We start from the raw sequence: 19,858 nt of genomic DNA on the forward strand, positions 1-19,858 counted from the left end.
TTTAACTGATTGCAAGGTCCTGCTCGACGATATCCTCCTCGATGCGCAGGTTGTCGATGATGAAGCCCTGCCGCTCGTAGGTGTTCTTGCCCATGTAGAACTCCAGCAGGTCGTGGATCGGGTCGTCCTTGGTGATGCGGACCTTGTCCAGCCGCATCCCCTCGCCGATGAATTCGCGGAACTCGTCGGGCGAAATCTCGCCCAGACCTTTGAATCGCGTGATTTCGGCGTTGGCGCCGCAGCGGGAGACGGCTTTCAGGCGTTCGTCCTCCGAATAGCAGTAGTGCGTCTCCTTCTTGTTGCGCACGCGGAAAAGCGGCGTTTGCAGCACGAACAGATGGCCCTGACGGATCACGTCGGGGAAGAACTGCAGGAAGAAGGTCATCATCAGCAGGCGGATGTGCATGCCGTCGACATCGGCATCGGTGGCGATGATCACCTTGTTGTAGCGGAGGTTGTCCATATCCTCCTCGATGTTGAGTGCCGCCTGCAGGAGGTTGAACTCCTCGTTCTCGTAGACGACCTTTTTGGTGAGTCCGTAGCAGTTGAGCGGCTTGCCGCGCAACGAGAAGACCGCCTGCGTACGCACGTCGCGGCTCTTGGTGATCGAACCCGAAGCCGAATTACCCTCGGTGATGAAGATCATCGACTGTTCGGCCAGCTCATGCTTGTCGGTGCGGTGTATCTTGCAGTCGCGCAGTTTCTTGTTGTTGAGCGACACCTTCTTGGCCGTCTCGCGGGCCTTCTTCTGGATGCCCGAAATCGCCTTGCGCTCCTTTTCGTTCTCGACGATCTTCTTCTGGAGAATCTGCGCCGTCTCGGAGTGCTTGTGCAGGTAGTCGTCGAGGTGCTTGCCCAGAAAGTCCACGACGAAGTTGCGCATCGACACGCCCGGCTCGATCTCCTTCGAACCGAGCTTGATCTTGGTCTGCGACTCGAAGACCGGGTCGGTGACCTTGACCGAAATGGCGGCGATGATCGACGTGCGGATGTCCGAAGGGTCGTAATCCTTGTGGTAGAACTCCTTGACGGTCTTGGCGATGGCCTCGCGGAACGCCGCCTGATGCGTGCCGCCCTGCGAGGTGTACTGGCCGTTGACGAACGAGAAGTAGCTCTCGCCGTAACCCGTGCCGTGGGCGATCGCCACTTCGATGTCGTCGCCCGAAAGGTGGATCGGCGGATAGAGCGGCTCCTCGGTCATGTTTTCGTTCAGCAGGTCCAGCAGGCCGTTTTTCGAGACGTAGCTGCTGCCGTTGAAATTGAACGTCAGACCCAGATTCAGGTAGGTGTAGTTGCGGATCATCTGCTCGACGTATTCGAGGTTGTAGGCGTACTGCCCGAAAACCTCCTCGTCGACGCGGAACGAAATGAAAGTGCCGTTCTTCTCCCTCACGCCGCTCTCCCACGTATCGCTCTGTTCGAGTCCCTGCGCGAAGGTCACCGTGCGAGCTTCGCCGTCGCGGACCGAACGGGCCGTGAATTCGCTCGAAAGCATGTTGACGGCCTTGACGCCGACGCCGTTCAGGCCGACGGTCTTCTTGAAGGCCGAGCCGCCGTACTTGCCGCCGGTGTTCATCTCGCTGACGGCCGCCGCGAGCGACTTGAGGGGAATGCCGCGGCCGTAGTCGCGCACCGAAACCACGTTGTCGGCGATCGAAATGTCGATCTGACGGCCGACGCCCATGATGAACTCGTCCACCGAGTTGTCCACGACCTCCTTGATGAGGACGTAAATGCCGTCGTCGGCCTGCGCGCCGTCGCCCAGCTTGCCGATATACATACCGGGCCGCAGGCGGATGTGCTCCCGCGGCGAGAGGGTGACGATGGCGTCGTCGCCGTAATTGTCGTTCGGATTCGTATTGAGTAAATCTGCCATAGTCTATTTTTTGTTTCGGATCTCGGCGAGGGCCGCGCACATGGCGTCGTGCACCTCCTGCATCAGTTCGTGCGTCTCGGCCGCGGCGACCCGCCCGGCGGAGACGGGGGGCAGCACCCGGATCGTGATCCGGTTGCCCCAGTTGAACAGCGCGTTCTTTTTGATGAGCGTCTTCGTACCGTCGAGCACCACGGGAAGAATCTCCACGCCCGCCTCCTTGGCCAGCGTGAAGGCCCCCGCCTTGAAACGGTGAATCTCGCCGTCCTTGGAGCGCGTACCCTCAGGGAATACGGCCACCGAAGCGCCGCGCGAAATCCATAGTTTGCCGTCGCGGACCATCTGCTCCAGCGCTTCGGAAGCGCGACCGCGGTTGATGCAGATGTCGCCGTGCAGGACGAGGTACTGCCCGAAGAAGGGGGTCTTGAAGACCTCGCGCTTGGAGACCCAGCGGAAATTGAGCGGAATGTAGTAAAGCGTCGGGATGTCGATCACCGTATTGTGGTTCAGCACGATGACGTAACTCTTCTTCCGGTCCACGTACTCCCGGCCGATCACCCGCTGCCGCCACCGGGGAGGCACGGCGAAGAAGATGCGGACCAGAATGCGCGACAGTTCGTGCACCACGCGGCGGCCCTTGTCGAAAGGATAGCACACGACCAGAGCGACGGCCGACAGCACCATGAAAAAGGTGCAGAGGAAGACCAGAAAGATATAGTAAACTGCGCTTATCATAAAATCAGTCTTTAAGGCCCGGCCGCCGCACCCCGCCGCACCCGTCCGGACGCCGTATCGGGCGGAAAACGGCATAGCGGAGCGTTCGGAATAACGTCAGGGGACAATGAGCCATAATAATTCAATCTGCAAATTTAGGAATTATTCGCAGGAATCCTAAATCGGGGAGCAACGATTTTTCAACAAAATATTCACGATGACCGTCGGGCCGGACCTTTTTTTTCGCAGGCCGCCGAAAAAAAATAATGCGAAACAGTTGACCCGTCCCCAAGGTCAGGGTGTATCTTTGCCGCATGAACACTGCGCAGAGTTTATGAAGACAACGAAAATCAAATTCAAAATCGGAGAATTTTCCAAGCTCAACCGGGTTACCGTCAAGACATTGCGGCACTACGAAGAGATCGGACTGCTCGTACCGAGCCAAGTGGACAAGTGGACCGGATACCGTTATTACGACGTATGCCAGCTGGGAAGGATGAACACTATCCGCTACCTCAAGGAGCTGGGATTCACGCTCGAAGAGATCGGAGAGCTGTTCGACGAGGGGCGGACGCGCCCGTCGCCGGAGCTTATCGCGGCCAAAACCGCGGAGTGCCGGGAGACGCTGCTCCGGCTGGAGCGGCGCATGACGGAGCTGGAAAGGCTGGGAAAAGAACTCGCAAAACCGAAGAAAATGGAAAAAGCATTTATCAAAGAGCTGCCGGCGGTCGTCGTCGCCAGCCACCGCCGGGTCGTCAGGGGCTACGACGAACTGTTCGACCTCTGCCCCAATGTCATCGGACCGGAGATGGCGCGGCTGGGTTGCGAATGTTCCGAACCGGGCTACTGCTTCACGATCGACCACACCTGCGAATTCAGGGAACGGGACATCGACATCGAATACTGCGAAGCGGTGACCGAACGGAAAGAGGAGTCGGAGCTGATTGAATTCAAGGAGCTGGAGGCCGTGCCGACGGCCGTGTGCATGTATCACCGCGGAAACTACGACACCCTGCCGCAGACCTTCGCCGAGCTTTACGCATACGTCGAAAAAGAGGGATACAAGCTCGCGGGAAGCCCCCGGTTCAGCTATATCGACGGCATCTGGAACAAGGACAGCGAGGAAGAGTGGCTGACCGAAATTCAGATTCCGGCAGGCAGGTAACCCCGCCGTCCTACCCTTTCGGACCTCCGTACCCTGCCGGTACGGAGGTCTTATTTATATATGTATCAAAATTTTCTGCAAAAATACAGTACTATGCATTGCAAAGTATAAACATTTTTACATATCTTTGCCACGTCAACTAAAATGCTACGCAGATTACAATTAAACGCAGAATATTATGAAAAAACTTATCCTCCTTATCCTGCTGCTCGCAATGGCTGCGGCGAACGCAATAGCGGCCCGCATGTATCCGACCGGAGGCCGCGTCGTGGACGCGCAGGGACAGGCCGTGGAGTATGCGACGGTGGTACTGCTCAGGGGCGGCGAGCAGGTGGCCGGCATGGCGACCGACGACGCCGGACGTTTCGAGCTGAAGGTCCCGACGGGCGAATACACCCTCTCGATCCAGTATCTGGGTTTCGATCCCGTCCTGCGGCAGGTGCGCGTCGATGCGGACAACGATTTGGGCGACATCGTGCTGAAAAGCTCCTCGACGCAGATCGAGGGCGTGGTGGTCAAGGCGCAGCTGATCCGCCGCGAGGCCGACCGCTTTGTCGTCGATGTGGCCAACGCCCCGGCGGCGATCGGCAAGGATGGCATCGAACTGCTGGAGCGCGCTCCGGGCGTATGGGTGGACGACGAGAAGATCTCGATCAACGGCAAGAGCGGTTCGAAGGTGTACGTCAACGACCGCGAGCTGCGCATGGAACCGGCGCAGCTGCTGACCTACCTGCGTTCGCTGCGCGCCGACGACATCCAGAAAATCGAGGTCGTGCCCACGACCGGCGCGGACTACGATGCGGATTCGTCGGGCGGCATCATCCGGATAACGCTCCGCAAACGCCGCGAAAACGGCATGGAGGGGTCGCTGTCGGTCGATTCGCGGCTGGGCCGCTGGGTGCGGTCGGTCAATCCCCGTGCGCGCGTCAACTACCATTCGGGACGGCTCGACCTCTACGGGCTGGCGTGGTTCAACCTCGAAACCGACGAATTCGAATCGGACGAAAACACCCGCTACACGTCGGGGAGCAACAGTCTCGAAGCCCACTCCGAAAAATTCGAACGCGACCGGAATTTCGGCGCGAGCTTCGGTTCGGTGTACGAGATCAATTCCCGCCAGAGCGTCGGCGCGGAGTTCGAATACTGGCGCAACCGCGAAAAAGGTCCCAACGACTCCTACACGGACTTCACGGCCGAAGAGGGGGTGACCCGCACCGACAGCCGCTATGACAATTTCACAGCGCGCAACAACTACTCGCTGACGTTCAACTACATCCGGAAGATCGACTCGCTGGGTTCGACGCTCAAGGTGCTGGCCGACTACAACCGCCGCACCACGGACGCCGAGAACGACAACTTCAGCCGCATAGCCGCTCCGGCCCCCGCGCCCGCCGCAGACTCGGCCTACCGCGACAATTCGGTCTCGGTCTACAACGTGACCACCGCCACGCTGGCCTTCGACAAGAAGTTCTCGCCCCGCTGGTCGCTGCGGGCCGGAGCCAAGTACACCTACAACGACATGCACAACGACGCGCTGTACGAATACCTGAAAGACGACGCATGGGCGCGCAACGACAACCAGAGTTTCACGATCAACTACACGGAGAACATCGCCGCGGCGTACGGCATCGCGTCGGCCAATCTCGGACGCTGGAGCTTGGTGGCGGGAGTGCGCGGCGAGTACACCCGCACCGAAGGCAAAGGGCACGGCATCGCGCAGAATTATTTCAGTCTGTTCCCCAACGCCAACGTCTCCTATGCACTCACCAAGGACGGCGCCTATTCGCTGATCGCACAGTACGCCCGTACGATCGAGCGGCCGCGGTTCTGGACCCTCAACCCGCAGCGGTTCCAGATTTCGGACTACACCTATCAGACAGGAAATCCGAAGCTCGACCCGGCCTACAAGCACGACGCGAGCCTGACGCTGGTGCTGAAACACAAATACACGCTGACGGGCGGCATCGTCGTCCAGACCGGCGAAATACAGCAGACGATGCGTCCCGACGCCGACGACCCGAAGCGACTGTGCATAGCGTGGGTCAATTACGACACGACGAAGAGTTATTACGTCTCGGCCAATGCGCCGTGCCAGTTCGCCAAATGGTGGACCATGAACCTCAACGCCACCTACATCCGTCAGGGCCAGCGCATCGACCAGCACACGCCCGAAAAGCACTACAATTTATATTTCGCGAACGCTTCGACCACCTTCACGCTGCCCGCGAAGTTCTACATCGACCTGTCATACCGCTTTCAGAGCCGCATGGACTTCGGCAACTGCTGGGTGGAACCGATGCACTTCCTCAATGCGGGGATCAAAAAACGGTTCGGCGACAAGTTCACCGCCGCATGCTCGGTGCGCAACCTGATCGACCGCCCGCAGCACGTCGGCGCACGCGGCGAAGGATTCGTCCGCAGGGTGGATGTCTCCCAGCAATGGAACTGCCGAGAATTCCGCATTTCGCTGAGCTACAACTTCAAGTCGGGCAAGGCCTTCAAGCGCAGGGCCGTCGAGGCGGGTTCAGCCGACGAGAAGAGCCGATTGTAGATCGTCGGGGCCGGCCCCGACGGAGTAAAACGGCTGCTGCCGGGAGCGGATCAAAAACCGCTGAATACAAGCGGATACGGTACATAAATTGCTGCATGGCGGGAAAAACTTCCTGCTATGCAGCATTTCAGTTATCTGGCCGAGATATTCGTCGTGGGCGGCATCGTCTCGGCGCTGATTATCGCGGCCGACCTGCACTCGTGCAGACAGCCGATGCGTATTATGAACAGCGTGTGGATTCTCACCGGCCTGTGGGCCAGCGTCATCGGGCTATGGGCCTATTTCACCTTCGGCCGGCCGCGGCACTGCGACCTCGAAGAGCATAACGGCGGCCGGAAAACGGGGACGAAGCCGGAAACAGGAGCAGAAACACGAGCCGAAGCGGAAACGGGAGCAAGAGCGGCAGAAGCCGGGGCTGACGGCATGCGGAAAATGAGCAGTACGGCAGGCATGGAAAATATGGGTGAAACGGCAGGTATGCCGGGTATGGCTATGCCCGGCATGAGGAACATGGCGGAAGCGGAGATGCCGGGGCGGCCGAAATGGGAGTCGGCGGTGTTGTCCACGCTTCATTGCGGAGCGGGATGTACGCTGGCCGATCTGGTCGGGGAATGGTTTATGTATTTCGTTCCGATCGCCGTCGGCGGGAGCCTGCTGGCCGGGGCGTGGATCGCGGACTACATACTGGCGCTGGTTTTCGGCATCGGGTTCCAGTATGCGGCGATCCGGGGCATGGAACGGACACTCGGACGCGGCACGGCCCTGCGGCGGGCGGCTAAAGCCGACATACTGTCGCTCACGGCATGGCAGGCGGGCATGTACGGCTGGATGGCGGTCGCAATTTTCGGACTCAACGGGGGCATGCCGCTTCCCCGCACTTCGTTCGTATTCTGGTTTATGATGCAAATCGCCATGGCATGCGGGTTCCTGGCAGCACTGCCGGTAAACGTCCTGCTGATTAAAGCGGGCATAAAAAAAGGGATGTAGCTTCCCGCCGCATCCCCTTATATCCAACACGATACCACCCTACCGCGCCCGGCGGAACCGCAGGTGCGGGAAAGGAATGTGCAGCGACCGACCGGCGATGATGAGCGTCACGGCGACCAAAATCAACACCACGCCCAGCACGATGCGCGGCGTGAGTCGTTCGCCGAAGACCACGACGCCGAAAAAGAGGGCCGTAAGGGGTTCCAGCGCACCGAGAATCGCCGTGGGCGTAGAGCCGATGGCGCGGATGGCGGCGGCCATCGTCACCAGCGACACGATCGTCGGAAAGAGCGCCAGCGAGACGGCGTTGATCCAGAGTCCGGGCGTGGGGATCGCCTGCAGGTCGGCGCAGAAGCGCAGGCGCACGACATAGACGCTCAGGCCGAACAGCAGGGCGTAAAAGGTGAGTTTCTCGGTCGGCAGGCCGCGCAGCGACGAGCGGTTGACGCCCACGATGTAGACCGCATAGCAGAGCGACGAGAGAAAAACCAGCGCGACGCCGAGAAAGGAGAGCGGCTCACCGCCGCCTTTGTAGAGCATGGCGATGCCGGTGAAGGCCAGCAGGATCGAGAGCATGGTGATCCGGCTCACCTTCTCGTGGAAACCGACGGCCATGATGACCGCGACCAGCACGGGATAGAGGAACAGGATGGTCGAAGCGATGCCCGCGTCCATGTGGTTGTAGCTCTCGAACAGGAAGAGCGACGAGAAAGAAAAGAGCAGTCCCATGACCGCCAGCGGCACAAGGTCGCGGCGGCGCACGGCGAACGACTGCCGCCGGACGAGCATCAGCGCGCCCAGCATCGCCGCAGCCAGCAGATAACGGTAGAAAAGCACCGAATCCACTCCCATGCCCGCCTCGTAGAGGGGCAACGTGAAGAGCGGATTCAATCCGTAACTGGCGGCGGCCACGGCACCCAGCACGCAGCCGCGCGACTTAGCGTTCGCCATTTCCTTTAGAACTGTACCTGCGGCGCGGCTTCGGAGCCTTCGGCCGACTCGAAGTAGGGCTTCTGCTCGAAACCGAACATTTTGGCGACGAGGTTGGCCGGGAAGCGGCGCACGGAGACGTTATAGGTCCGGGCCACTTCGTTGAACTGCTTGCGGGCCACCGAAATACGGTTTTCGGTGCCTTCGAGCTGCGCCTGCAGTTCGAGGAAGTTCTGATTGGCCTTCAGGTCGGGATAGCTCTCCGACACGGCGATCAGGCGGCCCAGCGCCGAGCGCACCTGCGCCTGCGCCTGCTGGAACTCGGCCAGCTTTTCGGGCGTCAGGTCGTCGGCCGACAGGTTGATCGAGGTGGCCTTGGCGCGGGCTTCGGTCACCTCGGTAAAGGTCTGCGTCTCGTGGGCCGCATAGCCCTTGACCGTATTCACCAAATTGGGAATCAGGTCAGCGCGGCGCTGATACTGCGTCTCGACGTTGGCCCATGCGGTCTTAACGCCCTCTTCCTTGTTGACGAATCCGTTGTACGTTGCATAGAAGAAGATCACCACAAGGGCGGCGACTCCAATCCAAATCCATTTTTTCATAACAAACTGTTTTAATAAATTATCAACTCATTTCGTTCCGGACCGCCATATCCGCGGCCGACAGCCGCGCTTAGAAGTCCGCCCTGTGCGGCATCATGCAATTGCCTTTAAACACCCCGTTACCACCGCGATCCGGCGCCTCCGCCCCCGAACGACCCGCCGCCGAAACCGCCGCCGAAGCCGCCGCGCGATCCGCCGCCGAAACCGCCGAAACCGCCGAAGCCGCCGATGATCGTCCCGCCGCCACCGCCGAAATTGTCGTCGCGCAGATTTTTGGCCCGCCGCTTCACCACGGCCCCGCAGTTGGAGCAGACGTAGGTGTACTCGACCAGCCGGTAGCTGGGAGTCACCTGCAAAATACGGTTCGACTGCTGCCGAAGCGTCGGTTTGTGGCACTTCGGGCAGCGTTTGCGGGCATAATAGCCGAGCATGACGACGCCCAGCGGCAGGACGACGAATCCGACGACGATCAGGAAGACGGCCCACGACGGAAGCTCCCCGTCCGCGGTATCCGTACCGCCCAGATCCAGTTCGCTGCCTTCGAGCAGCTGCGCCGCGGCTTCGACGCCCGCGACCATGCCGCGGCTGTAGTCGCCCTCGCGGAAGGCGGGCAGCATGTATTTCAGCTGAATCCGCTTGCAGACGGCGTCGGGAAGCACGCCTTCGAGCCCTCCGCCCGTGACGAAGCGGATTTCACGCCGGTCCCTGACCAGCAGGATGCCCAGCCCGTTGTCGTTCTCGGCGCGCCCCACGCCCCACTGCGTAAAGAGATCGACGGCGAAATCGAAGACGTCGCCGCCCGCAATGTCGTCCACGGCCACCACGGCCACCTGAGCAATCGCCCGGTCGCGGAGCGCCCCGCAGACCGAGTCGATACGCGCTACGGCGCCGGGCGAAAGGATACCGTCGGGATTCGACACGTAGCGCGTACGGTCGGCGCGCTGGACATTGGGGATATCCTCGGCGCGGTAGCTCCGGGCCTGCGCCGCAAGGCTCGCAAAGAGCAGCAGGCAAAGAATGATAAAGCATCTCATATTCATCGGCAAAAATAGCAAATATTCCGGAACCGGAACGGATTCCGGCAGGAAGTTACCGGACAAAATGCAAAAAAAAGGCCGCCCTGTCGTGCGGCGGTCTTTTTTCGGCGGCGCAGAAGCGTCAGCGGGTCAGGATGCGGTAGCTCCACGGCGCCATATCCTCCTCGACGTGGCCGCGGAGTTCGCCGGGACGGCCCGTCATGGCGTCGGTATACATGCCGGCGTAGATGCCCGTATAGTAATCGGCATGGATCGCATAGGGCGAGAGGTTCATGACCGCGACGACGCAGTTGCCCTCCGCCTCGCGGACCGCAATCATCAGGCAGTCCTCGGCGTTGTTGCGTATCTCGATCATCTCGCCGCCCCGTTCGCCCGATGCGAGCGCCGGATTGGCGTGCCGCAGCGCCGTCAGACGGCGGTAGAACTCCGAAAAGGGATTGGATCCGTAGGCGGGAAGCGGGTCGCGGTCGAAGAAGGCGAACGAATGGTCGTAGCCGATCTCCTGACCGGTGTAGATCAGCGGCAGGCCGCGCGGCACGACGAAGGTGAAGACGGCCATGATCTCGCGGGCGGCGCCCATGCGGGCGAACTCCGAGCCGTTCCACGAATTCTCGTCGTGGTTGGAGGTGAAGGCCAGCCGCATGGCCGAACGGGGATAGCGCCGGCGGTCGGCATAGATGTAGTCGCGCAGCGACGTGACGCGGACCCTTTGCTGCGCCACGTCGTTCATCAGGTGGTGCATCTCCCACGCATAGCAGGCGTCGAAGGCTCCCCCGTCGAAAAGGTAGGTCTCCTCGGCTTCGGCCAGCATGAACAGATCGGGCTTCACCCGCCGCAGGCGTTGCGCCGTCTCGTTCCAGAATTCGATCGGAACCAGCATCGCCATGTCGCAGCGGAAGCCGTCCACGCCGTGTTCGCGGACCCAGAACTCCATGGCGTCGCCCTGCGCGCGCCACACTTCGCGTTCGGCATAGTTGAGTTTGGCCGTGTCGGTCCAGTCCCAAGGCACGGCGGGCGCTCCCGAAGCGTCGCGCTCGTACCACGAAGCGGGCTTTTCGGTCACCCAGCGGGCGTCGCGCGCCGTATGGTTGGCGATCCAGTCCAGCAGCACCTTCATACCCAGCCGGTGCGCCTCGGCGACGAAGGCGTCGAAATCTTCCATCGTCCCCAGACAGGGATCGACCGCACAATAGTCGCGGACCGAATAATAGGAGCCGAGCGAGCCTTTGCGCCCCTCGACGCCGATCGGATAGACGGGCATCAGCCACACGGCGTCGATGCCCATGTCGCGCAGGAAGCCCAGTTTCGCGGCCGCGGCGCGCAGCGTGCCTTCGGCCGTCAGCTGGCGCACGTTCATTTCATAGAGCACGGCCTGATAACTCCATTCGGGATGTAACATTTCCATAGCTTGAATAAATCGGTTTTCGGGGTGTCAAATGTACGTTTTTTTCCGGACAAACGCTCCGCCCGGACCAAAAACAGCCATAATTCGACGGAAATAGCTGACGCAGGGCGCATTTATTTCATGGAAAATTCTTACCTTTGCGCACGATTATAAAAACGCCTTAATCAAATATGAAACATTTACGTCTCCTTATGCCGGTCATACTGACGGCTCTACTCGTCACGTCATGCGCCTCGCAAAAGCGTGCATGGTACCTGCAGGATGCCCAGCCGTTCACGCCCGAACAGATCGCAGAAAACGGCCAGATACGCATCAAGCCCCTCGACAGGCTGACGATCGTCGTCAACAGCAAGGACCCCGAACTGGCCGTGCCGTTCAACTCGTCGTCGTCGCTGAGCTCCCTGACCGGAGCGACCAATTACGGAAGCGCCACCAACCAGTCGCTGCAAATCCGCACGGTGGATGAAAACGGACAGCTCGAAATGCCCGTGATCGGAAAGATCGAGTGCAAGGGCAAAACCCGGAGCGAACTGGCGCAGGCCATAGCCGACAAGATCGTCGAGGGCGGGTATATCAACGACCCGACGGTAAACGTGCAGTTCGCGGACATGAAGATTTCGGTAATCGGCGAGGTGGCACGTCCGGGACACTACGACGTCACGCGCGACAAACTCTCGATCTTCGACGCGCTGGCCATGGCCGGCGACCTGACGATCTACGGTATCCGCACCGACGTGGCTGTGGCCCGCGAAGTGGACGGCGTGCGCACCATCGAGTACCTCGACCTCACGTCGAAGGAGCTGTTCAACTCCCCCGCGTTCTACATCCAGCAGAACGACGTGATCTACGTCAAACCCAACAAATACAAGGCGCAGACCGGTGAAATCAGCCAGAACCGAAACTTCTACCTTTCGCTCGTGGGTACGGCAATTTCCGTGGCGACGCTCATCATAACCCTGACCAAATAAGACCGGCCATGACAGAACAGAACATCAATCCGCATCTGCTGAACGAAGAGTCCGAAAACACGAACGGCATCACGCTCCACGACCTGATTCAGATGGTTCTGGCCAACTGGTACTGGTTCGCGCTCTCGGCGATCATCTGTCTGGGAACGGCCTATTACTATCTGGCAAGCACCCCGAAAATATACAGCCGGACGGCGACCATCCTCGTGAAGGACAGCCGCAAGGGCGGCGACACGGATCTGGGCGCGTTCAGCGATCTGGTGGGATTCCAGAACCGCCGCAACGTAGACAACGAGGTCTATATCCTCCAGTCGCACCGGCTGATGTCGGAGGTGGTCAAGCGCCTCCACCTGACGGTCAACTACTCGGTGCGGGAAGGGCTGCGCACGGCGGACCTGTACGGCCGTTCGCCGATCGAAGTCGATTTCATCAACGACAACTCCAAGCAGAAGCTTTCGCTGGAGGTCACCCCGCTCAGAAACGGCAAGATCGAGCTGACGGACTTCGAGGACAAGTTCGTGACGCGGCAGGAGACCAAGCGGGTCATTCTGGCCGAATACGGCGATACGGTCGCCACGCCCGTCGGGCAGGTGGTCGTGCACAAGACCCTGTTCATGGACTCGACCTATCTGAAAAAACCCATCACCGTAATCAAGAATTCGCTCGCGGCGACGACCAACGCCTACCGCGCCGCCGTGAAGAGCGACGTGGCCAACAAGCAGGCCTCGATCGTGACGATCTCGATGAACAATTCGGTGCCGCGCCGCGCCGAGGACGTGATCAACACGCTGATCGCCGTCTATGAGGAAGACGCCATCGCCGACAAGCGCCAGCTGTCGGTGGTGACGGCCGACTTCATCAAGGAGCGCATGCAGGTAATCGGCCGCGAGCTGGGAGACGTGGACCGCGACATCGAGGACATCAAGAAGAGCAACAAGATGATCGACATCACCTCGGAGGCGACCCGCACCATCACCGAGAGCACGCGCTACAAGGCCGAAAGCCTGACGATCGAGAATCAGATAAGCGTCGCCGACTTCATCCGCGAATACCTCAACGACCCGTCGCATGCGGGCGACCTGATCCCGATGGTGGCCTCGATGACCAACAACGGCATCGTCGCGCAGATATCGGAATACAACGAGGCCATCCTGCGGCGCGAGAAGCTGCTGGAAAACAGCTCGGAGCGCAGTCCGGTCATTCAGGACCTAGACAACGGGCTGGCCGCCGTGCGCCGCTCGATCATCGCCTCGCTCAACTCCCATATTTCGACGCTGGAGATACAGCTCGAAACCATGCGCAAGGAGGAGGCGCAGGTCAACCGCCGCATCTCGACCATGCCTTCGCAGGAGAAGGTCATGCTCGACATCATGCGTCAGCAGAAAATCAAGGAGGAGCTGTTCCTCTACCTGCTCAACAAGCAGGAGGAGACGCAGCTCAACTACGCCGTGGCCGAGAGCAACTCGCGCACGATCGACATGGCGTACGGAAGCGCACGCCCCGTATCGCCCCGCTCGACGATCATCCTCGGCATCAGCCTGCTGGCAGGTCTGGCCATTCCGTTCGGCATACTCTACCTGATCGGCATGCTCGACACGACCATCCGCGGCCGCAAGGACGTGGAGGAGAACCTCAGCGCACCGTTCCTCGGCGACATACCCTTCCTCGAAGGGGACAACAAGGGCGGCGTGGTGGTCCGGGAAACCGGACGCGACGCGCTGTCGGAGGCGTTCCGCATCCTGCGCTCGAACATGACGTTCATGAACGTCTCGTCGGGCAAGGAGATCAAGTGCGTGCTCTTCACCTCGTCGGACCCCCATGCGGGCAAGACGTTCGTGGCGATGAATCTGGCAATGACGCTGGCCATGGCGGGCAAACGGGTCGTGCTGATAGACCTCGACCTGCGCCGTCACGCGCTCACGACGCACTTGGGACGCAGCAACAGCAAGAACGGCATGTCCGGTTATCTGGCCGGAACGATCACCGACATCGACCAGCTGGTGACGAACATGGGCTTCCACGAGAACCTCGACGTGATCTGCGCCGGCATACAGCCGCCCAACCCCACCGAGATGCTGCTCTCGAACCGGCTCGACAAGCTGGTAGAGCAGCTGAAGGAGCGTTACGACTTCGTATTCATTGACAGCACACCGGCCATGTCGGTAGCCGATGCGGTGATTACGGACCGTCTGGCCGACCTCTGTATCTATATCGTGCGCGAAGGCGTGCTCGACCGCCGTCAGCTGCCCGACATCGAACGGCTCTACCGCGAGAAGAAGTTCCATAACATGTGCATCGTGCTCAACGGCACACGCACACGCCGCCATGGCTACGGGTACGGATACGGCTATGGTTACGGGTATGGATACGGTTACGGATACGGCTATGGCGACGACCATCAGGAGGTAAGCTACCGCAAGCGGATCAAACTTTTCTTCAGCAAACTCGCACGTAAAGTAAAGAAATAATATGGCTATACACAATGCATTGATCGCCGTGGATTTCGACGGCACGGTGGTAACGCACGCCTACCCCGAAATCGGGGACGATGCAGGCGCGGTTGCCGTACTCAAAGAACTCACCGACAACGGATGCCGGCTGATACTCTACACGATGCGTTCGGGCGCACTGCTCGACAAGGCAGTCAAGTGGTTCAGGGACCGGGAAATCCCGCTCTACGCCATCAACGAAAACCCCTCGCAGCAGCGCTGGACTTCGTCGCCGAAGATTCATGCGGACCTCTATATCGACGACAGCAACTTGGGCTGTCCGATCCGGTTCGTGGACGGCGTGAAACGGCCGGTGGCGGACTGGACCAAGATCAGGGAGCAGCTGGTACGGGAGGGATTTCTGGACTGACCGGCCGCCCGCAGGTTGTTAGACGGTTACTCGACAAGTTGTTAACCAAGGATAAAAGCAGGACTTTTCGGAGTCCTGTTTTTATTTTGCGCTACGGGTGAAAAATGCAGAGGCCCTGCTCTACCCTGCCGGAACGGAATGGCGCCGGAAAAGGCGGCGGGATAACAGCAGACGAGAAGCGGCAGACGAGAAGCGGCAGATGGAAAGCGGCAGATGGAAAGCGGCAGATGGAAAGCGGCAGAAAAAACGGCAATACAACCGCGGACAAAGACAACAGGGACAGGCAGCCGAAAAGACGTCGGAAAACAATAGGGCAATACGGGACAAAAGATAAGGGGCGGCCCGCAAGCCGCCCCTTATTATAACGCCGGGAACTAAGCCCAGAGATTGCGGGGGTATTTGCCCTCGGCGATCATCTTCTCGATCGAGGCCATCAGCGCGGGTTTGTCCTCCTTGTAGGTGACGCCGTGCCACTGGGCCGCCGAACGGAGCACGCGCAGGGACGCCGCGCCCTCGCCGATGAGTTTGTTGACCATCGTCGGAATGTAGAACTCCGATTTGAGGTTCTCGCGGTTCTCGGCGAGCCACGTCTTGAAATACTCCTTCGAATAGGCGAAGAAGTCGGGCGTGAAGCCGAAGAGGTTCATCGAAACGGGGGTATCCTCGGCAAGCTCTTCGTCGGCGCCGCCGTCGTGGAAGAGGATTCGGCCGTCGGGCATGCGCTCGATCTGCGTACGCTCGACCATCGACGTCAGGTTGCCGTCGGCATCCACGCCGCAGACGCCGCGCGATACGGTGCCGTTGTCCGAAAGGGTCCGGTTCAGATCGTAAGCGACCATGCAGTAGCGGTTTTTGCTGTCACCGAGCTGCGAAAGGTAGTCGCCGATGGTCTGGTAGGCTTCGGCGCCGTAGAAGTCGTCGGCGTTGATGACGGCGAACGGCTCGTGCACGGCGTCGGCAGCCATCATCACGGCATGGTTCGTGCCCCACGGCTTGACGCGGCCTTCGGGAACCGAAGCGCCTTCGGGCAGATAGTCCAACTCCTGAAAGACGAACTCGACGGCGATGCGGCCGCCGAAACGCTCGGCCGAAAAGACCTCGCGGAACTCCTTCTCGAAGGAGTGGCGAATGACGAATACGACCTTGCCGAAACCGGCGCGGATCGCGTCGTAAACCGAATAATCGATAATGGCCTCGTTATTGGGGCCGACCCCGTCCATCTGCTTGAGCGAGCCGTAGCGCGAACCCATGCCTGCGGCGAGGACCAGTAATGTAGGTTTTACCATACTTTTTATCTGTTTTTGGCGTTAAAATCAAAACGATTACAAAGTTAAAAAATTCACCGCGTTCCGCAAAGGTTTTCTATGAAATTGGTTATCTTTGCATGGATAATTGCAATGGTTTGATGAAATTTTTAAAGAACATACGGGCATGGCAGCGCAGCTTTTTCCGCAAACGCCGCTTCAACATGCTCAACGCTACGGACAACAGCGAAGAGTGGCACATGCACCTCTCGCCGGCCAGCATCTTCGCAGCATTCGTTTCATTCGCACTGCTGCTCTTTATCCTCATCCTCACGCTGGTGGCGTACAGCCCCGTACTGGAATTCCTGCCGGGCTACCGCACCGAAGCCGACCGCTCGCGCGAAAGTCTGGTGCAGAACATCATCCGGCTGGACTCGATGGAGCGCATGATGAACGACATGCTCACCTACAACCAGAACATAGCCCTGATCATGGAGGGCAAGACGCCCGTGGCGCGGGTGCTCGCCAATTCGGACAGCACGCGGGCCACGAAGGTGCTGGTGATGCCCTCGCCCGAAGATTCGGTGCTCAGGGCGCAGATGGAGGGCGACGGCGAGTACGCTGTCACGGGCCGCAGCGGCGGCTCGCGGCGCTCGGTGCGTGAAGCGATCGAGCTGGCGACGCCCGTCGAAGGCATCATCACCGACCGGTTCGACATCCGCAACGGCAACTTCGGCATACGTATTGCGGCGGCGGCCAGCGACCGCATAGCGGCCGTGGACAACGGCACGGTGGTGCTGAGCCTCTGGACCCCCGAAACGGGCTACATGGTCGAACTGCAGCACGCCGGGAATCTGCTGTCGGTCTACAAGGGACTCTCGCAGTCGCTGGTGACCAAAGGGCAGACCATCCGCGCGGGCGAGCTGATCGGCTACAACGCCGAAGCCGAGCAGGGCGAGGTGAGACTCTTCGAATTCGAACTCTGGAACAACGGCAAGCCCGTCGATCCCGAAGGATATATCGTCTTCCAATAGATCCGCATGAAACAACGATTGGCAATACTGGGTTCGACCGGTTCGATCGGCGTGCAGACGCTCGACATCGTACGCGAGAACCCCGATTTTTTCGAAGTGCGCGTGCTGACGGCCAACAGCAACTGGCAGCGGCTGGCGGCGCAGGCGCGGGAATTCGACGCAGACACGGCGGTCATCGCCGACAAACGATATTACACCCGGCTGCGTGACGCGCTGGAGGACACCGACGTCAAGGTTTACGCCGGAGAGGAGGCCGTGGCGCAGGTCGCGGCGGGCGGCGACACCGACGTAGCAGTCAATGCGCTGGTCGGCTACGCGGGGCTGGCGCCCACGGTGGCCGCGCTCGGAGCGGGCAAGAAACTCGCGCTGGCGAACAAGGAATCGCTCGTCGTGGGCGGCGAATACGTGATGCGGCTGGCGGCCGAAAAGCGTGCGCCGATCCTGCCGATCGACTCGGAGCACTCGGCGATTTTCCAGTGTCTGGCGGGCGAACAGTCCCCCGTGCGGCGGCTGATAATCACCTGCAGCGGCGGCGCGCTGCGTGACCTGAAGCGCGAAGAGCTGGCCGGAGTGACGGCCGAGCAGGCGCTGCGCCATCCCCAGTGGGAGATGGGCGCGAAGATCACGATCGACTCCTCGACGCTGGTCAACAAGGGTTTCGAGGTGATCGAAGCCCACTGGCTGTTCGGCACGCCGGCCGAAAAAATCTCGGTGGTGCTGCATCCGCAGTCGATCGTCCATTCGATGGTCGAATTCGAGGACGGGGCGATCAAGGCTCAGCTCGGAACACCCGACATGCGCATGCCGATCAGCCTCGCGCTGATGTATCCCCGACGGGCGAACCGTCCCGGCGAGCGGTTCGACTTCCTGAAGCATCCGCAGCTGACATTCGCCGAGGTGGACCGGGTGAAATACCCGGCGCTGGACATCGCCTACGACTGTCTGCGGCGGCGCGGCACGGCGGCCTGCACGATGAACGGCGCCAACGAAGTGGCCGTCGCGGCGTTCCTCGGCGGCAGGTGCGCATGGCTCGACATCGTGCGCGCCATCGAACATGCGCTCAATCGCGCATCGTTCGCTGCGGCCCCCACCCTCGCGGACTATGCGGCGGCGGACGGCGAAGCACGCCGGCTGGCCGCGGAATTTATAGCCTTGTAACCAAAACACGAACATGGATATTATCATCAAGATCATTCAATTTTTCCTCTGCTTCACCATTCTGGTGGGCATTCACGAACTGGGACACTTCCTCATGGCGCGGGTCTTCAAAATCCGCGTCGACAAGTTCTATATCTTCTTCGACCCGTGGTTTTCGCTCTTCAAATTCAAGCGCGGCGACACCGAATACGGGCTGGGCTGGCTGCCGCTGGGCGGATACTGCAAGATCGCCGGCATGATCGACGAGTCGATGGACAAGGAGCAGATGAAACTGCCCCCCAAGCCCGATGAATTCCGCACCAAACCCGCATGGCAGCGTTTTCTGGTGATGATAGCCGGCGTGGTGATGAACGTTCTGCTGGCCATCTTCATCTACATCGGAATCTGCTACACGTGGGGCGACAACTACTTCTCGAACGAAGATGCGCGCTGGGGATACACCTTCAACGAAGCGGGCCGCAAGCTCGGATTCCAAGACGGCGACAGGATCGTTTCGATCGACGGCGAGGCGGTGGACAACGTGAACAAGATCGTCAATGCGCTGATTATCACCGAAGGCGAACGCCGCGTGGTGGTGGAACGCGAGGGCCGGCAGGTCGAGCTGACACTGCCGCTGGGCGAGCTGATCGAAATGCGCCAGAACAAAGGTTACGAAGACCTGCTGGCGCTCCGCATGCCGTTCCTGATCGACAGCGCGGTGTACGAAACGGCGTCGGCGCTCAGGCGCGGCGACGAGATCGTGGCGATAAACGATGCGCAGGGGCTGGAATACCCCGCTTACAGGGAATACCTGAAGGCCCATGCGGGAGAGGATGTGACGCTGACCGTCAAACGCGAAGGCGACATGCTGCTGGAGCTGGTCGTTCCGGTGTCGGACGAGGGAAGACTGGGCGTGACGGCGCTCAATCCCTACAAGCTCCGGACGCAGAAATACACCTTCTGGCAGGCGATTCCGGCAGGAATCAGCAAGGCGGGCAAGGTGATGTCGTCCTACTGGGAACAGCTGAAGATGATCGTACAGCCCAAGACCAAGATGTACGAGGAGCTGGGCGGCTTCATCGCCATCGGCAGCATCTTCCCCGGAGACTGGAACTGGGAGGATTTCTGGATGAAGACGGCGTTTCTGTCGATCATCCTCGCCGTGATGAACATTCTGCCGATACCGGGACTCGACGGCGGGCACGCCATCTTCACGTTCTGGGAGATGATTACGGGCCGCAAGGTGAGCGACAAGATACTGGAGGGCGCGCAGTACGTGGGGCTGTTTATCATCCTGCTTCTGCTGTTGTACGCCAACGGCAACGACATATACCGGTTTTTCATAAAATAAG

16 protein-coding genes are annotated in these 19,858 nt (G+C 60.2%); 9 read left to right on the forward strand and 7 right to left on the reverse strand.

What is annotated here, in order from left to right:
• Position 1: 1 nt before the first annotated feature.
• Complete coding sequence (locus HMPREF9720_RS02300; protein ID WP_009596528.1) at positions 2–1,876, reverse strand: DNA topoisomerase IV subunit B; 1,875 nt, start codon at positions 1,874–1,876, stop codon at positions 2–4.
• A 3-nt stretch (positions 1,877–1,879) separates the two neighbouring features.
• Entirely contained in the window at positions 1,880–2,608 is a 729-nt protein-coding gene (locus tag HMPREF9720_RS02305; protein WP_195290684.1) for a lysophospholipid acyltransferase family protein, read from the reverse strand.
• 313 nt (positions 2,609–2,921) lie between these two features.
• On the opposite strand from HMPREF9720_RS02305, the gene HMPREF9720_RS02310 reads away from it, so the two are divergent.
• From HMPREF9720_RS02310 to HMPREF9720_RS02320, 3 genes are all read left to right on the forward strand, one after another.
• Positions 2,922–3,752, forward strand: coding sequence for a MerR family transcriptional regulator (locus tag HMPREF9720_RS02310; protein WP_175282384.1), 831 nt, complete (start codon positions 2,922–2,924; stop codon positions 3,750–3,752).
• A gap of 178 nt (positions 3,753–3,930) precedes the next feature.
• Positions 3,931–6,303, forward strand: a complete 2,373-nt coding sequence (locus tag HMPREF9720_RS02315; protein ID WP_009596602.1) for an outer membrane beta-barrel protein — start codon at positions 3,931–3,933, stop codon at positions 6,301–6,303.
• A gap of 117 nt (positions 6,304–6,420) precedes the next feature.
• Complete coding sequence (locus HMPREF9720_RS02320; protein WP_009596586.1) at positions 6,421–7,290, forward strand: DUF4396 domain-containing protein; 870 nt, start codon at positions 6,421–6,423, stop codon at positions 7,288–7,290.
• 39 nt (positions 7,291–7,329) lie between these two features.
• Here HMPREF9720_RS02320 and HMPREF9720_RS02325 read toward each other — a convergent pair whose 3' ends face one another.
• The 4 genes from HMPREF9720_RS02325 to HMPREF9720_RS02340 all read right to left on the reverse strand — a co-directional run bounded on the left by HMPREF9720_RS02325 (position 7,330) and on the right by HMPREF9720_RS02340 (position 11,264).
• A complete protein-coding gene (locus HMPREF9720_RS02325; protein WP_009596571.1) occupies positions 7,330–8,241 on the reverse strand; it encodes a DMT family transporter in 912 nt (303 codons plus the stop codon).
• Between the two features lie 5 nt (positions 8,242–8,246).
• A complete protein-coding gene (locus HMPREF9720_RS02330) occupies positions 8,247–8,822 on the reverse strand; it encodes a LemA family protein (protein WP_009596617.1) in 576 nt (191 codons plus the stop codon).
• A 119-nt stretch (positions 8,823–8,941) separates the two neighbouring features.
• Positions 8,942–9,856 (reverse strand): TPM domain-containing protein, encoded by a 915-nt coding sequence (locus HMPREF9720_RS02335; protein WP_039939648.1) that lies wholly within the window; start codon positions 9,854–9,856, stop codon positions 8,942–8,944.
• A gap of 124 nt (positions 9,857–9,980) precedes the next feature.
• Positions 9,981–11,264 (reverse strand): alpha-amylase family glycosyl hydrolase, encoded by a 1,284-nt coding sequence (locus tag HMPREF9720_RS02340; RefSeq protein ID WP_009596567.1) that lies wholly within the window; start codon positions 11,262–11,264, stop codon positions 9,981–9,983.
• A 170-nt stretch (positions 11,265–11,434) separates the two neighbouring features.
• On the opposite strand from HMPREF9720_RS02340, the gene HMPREF9720_RS02345 reads away from it, so the two are divergent.
• From HMPREF9720_RS02345 to HMPREF9720_RS02355, 3 genes are read left to right on the forward strand one after another with little or no spacing between them, the layout of a single operon-like run.
• Complete coding sequence (locus tag HMPREF9720_RS02345) at positions 11,435–12,232, forward strand: polysaccharide biosynthesis/export family protein (RefSeq protein WP_039939626.1); 798 nt, start codon at positions 11,435–11,437, stop codon at positions 12,230–12,232.
• A gap of 8 nt (positions 12,233–12,240) precedes the next feature.
• Positions 12,241–14,700, forward strand: a complete 2,460-nt coding sequence (locus tag HMPREF9720_RS02350; protein WP_009596550.1) for a GumC family protein — start codon at positions 12,241–12,243, stop codon at positions 14,698–14,700.
• Position 14,701: 1 nt separating this feature from the next.
• Positions 14,702–15,091 carry a hypothetical protein gene (locus HMPREF9720_RS02355; RefSeq protein WP_009596573.1) on the forward strand — a complete coding sequence of 130 codons (390 nt, stop codon included), beginning with the start codon at positions 14,702–14,704 and terminating at the stop codon, positions 15,089–15,091.
• Between the two features lie 374 nt (positions 15,092–15,465).
• Here the strand turns inward: HMPREF9720_RS02355 and HMPREF9720_RS02365 are convergent, their stop codons facing one another.
• Positions 15,466–16,377 carry a nucleotidyltransferase family protein gene (locus HMPREF9720_RS02365; protein ID WP_009596562.1) on the reverse strand — a complete coding sequence of 304 codons (912 nt, stop codon included), beginning with the start codon at positions 16,375–16,377 and terminating at the stop codon, positions 15,466–15,468.
• 119 nt (positions 16,378–16,496) lie between these two features.
• On the opposite strand from HMPREF9720_RS02365, the gene HMPREF9720_RS02370 reads away from it, so the two are divergent.
• The 3 genes from HMPREF9720_RS02370 to rseP are packed head-to-tail and all read left to right on the forward strand — an operon-like array spanning position 16,497 to position 19,857.
• Positions 16,497–17,369, forward strand: a complete 873-nt coding sequence (locus tag HMPREF9720_RS02370) for a murein hydrolase activator EnvC family protein (protein WP_009596604.1) — start codon at positions 16,497–16,499, stop codon at positions 17,367–17,369.
• A 6-nt stretch (positions 17,370–17,375) separates the two neighbouring features.
• Positions 17,376–18,527, forward strand: a complete 1,152-nt coding sequence (dxr, locus tag HMPREF9720_RS02375) for a 1-deoxy-D-xylulose-5-phosphate reductoisomerase (protein WP_009596526.1) — start codon at positions 17,376–17,378, stop codon at positions 18,525–18,527.
• A 13-nt stretch (positions 18,528–18,540) separates the two neighbouring features.
• Positions 18,541–19,857, forward strand: coding sequence for an RIP metalloprotease RseP (gene rseP / locus HMPREF9720_RS02380; protein ID WP_009596564.1), 1,317 nt, complete (start codon positions 18,541–18,543; stop codon positions 19,855–19,857).
• Position 19,858: the final 1 nt, after the last annotated feature.

The sequence above is a fragment of the Alistipes sp. HGB5 genome (assembly GCF_000183485.2).
Taxonomy (GTDB): domain Bacteria; phylum Bacteroidota; class Bacteroidia; order Bacteroidales; family Rikenellaceae; genus Alistipes; species Alistipes finegoldii.